At 67.8% G+C, this 2,338-nt stretch carries 1 protein-coding gene and 1 pseudogene; both read right to left on the bottom strand.

Going from position 1 to position 2,338, the window contains the following annotated elements; all coding sequences use genetic code 11:
• A partial coding sequence (locus tag FVW27_RS13420; RefSeq protein WP_167125936.1) for a PAS domain S-box protein occupies window positions 1–1,877 on the bottom strand: 1,877 nt, incomplete at its 3' end.
• Window positions 1,878–2,126: 249 nt separating this feature from the next.
• Window positions 2,127–2,338 (bottom strand): annotated as a pseudogene (locus FVW27_RS13415) (hypothetical protein); the annotation flags it as partial.

The raw sequence follows: 2,338 nt of genomic DNA, 5'->3' as shown, positions 1-2,338 counted from the left end.
GCGCCCACCAGCCGACACAGCACCTCGGTCGCGAGGCGCCCGCGCGCGGCATCGCGCGAAAGGCCGGACGCCTCTTCCGCAGCGCGGTTCCAGTGGATGACCAGCCCGTCCGGCCCCACCCCGGCCAGGGCCGAGGGCATGGCCTCCATCACCGCATCCAGAAAGTCGCGCGCGGCGGCAAGATCGCTCAGGGCCTGACGCAGGGGAGTGACGTCCAGGATGACCCCGTCCAGAAACTCCCTGCCCGCCTCGTCATGCACCCGCCGTCCCTGCTCCATGACCGCGCGCTGGGTGCCGTCTTCATGCAGCACCCGGTATTCCAGTGAAAAATGGCCGTCCGGATCGGTGGTCACCTCCATGTCCGCCACGACCCTGGCGCGGTCGTCGGGGTGGATGATGTGCTCAAGGGCCAGCCCCCTCTGCTGATAGTCCGCCGCCGGATGCCCTGTCAGCTGTTCCACCTGGTCGGAAACGAACAACGCCCGCCACGGCGGCGTGGCCTCGCAACGGTAGACCACGCCCGGCAGGTTGGCCACCAGCGTGCGGAAGCGCTGCTCGCTCTCGCGCAGGGCCAGTTCCGTGCGGCGCAGGTCGTTGAGATCCACGTCGATGCAGTACATCTCCGGCTCGCCGCCCGGCCCCTGCAACGCAACGTGCGAAGAATACACCGCCACCGGGCTGCCGTCCTTGTGGTGCAGGCGCAATTCGCCCGCGCGGGGGGCAATGCCGGTCTCCACCCAGTGGGCCACGTCGCGCAGCACCGCGTCGGCCATGTCGGCCGGGATGATGAGTTCCTCCAACCTCCTGCCCATGGCCTCCTGGCGGGTGAAGCCGTACAGCCGTTCGCTGGCGGCGTTCCAGAAGAACACCCGCCGCTCGCGATCGTAACCCTGCACCGGCAGGTTCAGGGCGTTCTCTATCAGCGATCGGAACCGCTCCTCGCTGCTGCGCAGGGCCTGTTCTGCGGCGCGCTGCTCGGTGATGTCGATGTTGATGCCGAGAATGCCGAGCAGCCCGTCGGCCGTGTCTTCACGGATGGGGCGGATGGGGGTGACCATGCTGGAAAAGACGCGCCAGGTCCCGTCGGGCAACTGCGCCTCGTGCTCGTGGCGCACCGTCTCGCCCGCCAGGACACGGGTGTTGATGCCCGCCCACCCGGCGCGTGTGGCCTCCGGCACATCCCGCTCGCTGTCGGGCGAAGCCGTCAGGTCACCCCACAGGGCCACGGAAATGTCGCTTTGCATGACCACGCGGCCGCTGGTGTCGCGGGCCCAGAAGTCGAAGGGGATGTTGCGAATCATGGCCCGCTGCATGGCCGAGGAACGGCGCAGTTCATCCTCCATGGCCCGGCAGCGGGTGGCGTCGGAAAAGACCACCGCGAACATGTTCGGCCCGGCTCGCCAGGCCCGCACATCCCAGTGCCTGCCCAGCAGTTCGTCGCGGTGTTCGAAGGAAACGCTTTGGCCGGTGGAGACCACCTGACCGTAGATATCCACCCACTTGCGCTCGATACCGGGCAGCACTTCAAGCAGGGTACGGCCCAGCACCTGTTCGCGGGCAAGGCCGGTCATGACTTCGAAGGCGGGATTGATGTCGAGAAAACGGTAGTCGCGCGGGTGGCCGTGCTCGTCCCAGAGCATTTCGTGCAGGCTGTAGGCGCTCGGCAGATGCTCCAGCAGCAGGCGATGATGCTCGGCCACGTCGCCGGATTCCGCGTCCGGCAGGGCATCGGACTGTGCATACCGCGCGGCACCGGGTGGCCCCCCCGGAAAAGCGCCGCCAGGAGCATTGCCGGGCTCTTCCGGGTGATCGGAATGTGCGGATACCGGCCCGGTTTCGGCGCTATCGTGATCGTGGTGGCCGTCGTCGGCTGCCATGCGAATCGCCCCCCTGCGGCGCGCGCTGCGCTGCGCCCATTCCGTTGCCGGTTCGGTCTCCAGCACCGTTCTACATGCCCTGTGGTTCCCCCTGTGCATCAATGGCACGGGGGATTTCCGAAATCGGTAGTCCTATCGGTACAGCGTACACCCAAACGTGCCCCGGCGCGACAGGAACTTGCCGCCTCCGGGGCGTTCCGCATCTTCCGGGCGGCCTCCAGCGGGCGAAAGGGCAATCCGGAAACGGCCCTAGCGTTTGCCGGGCAGAAAGGTGGCCCTCAAAAACCGCATGTCGAGAAACGCCAACGGATTGGCCACCACCCTGTCGGGAAGCAGGTGATACCAGCGATAGCCCAACTGGCGGTAGTAGGCGCGGGTCTTGTCCGCGCACCCCGCCTCGCGCGCGGCCTGCATGGCGGCGTCGCGCTGGCAGCGGGACGAGGCCAGCGGGCGCAGCAGCC

It is taken from the genome of Nitratidesulfovibrio liaohensis (assembly GCF_011682075.1).
GTDB lineage: Bacteria > Desulfobacterota > Desulfovibrionia > Desulfovibrionales > Desulfovibrionaceae > Cupidesulfovibrio > Cupidesulfovibrio liaohensis.
Note: the sequence above shows the minus strand (reverse complement) of the source record. Positions and strands in the feature narration are given on the sequence as shown.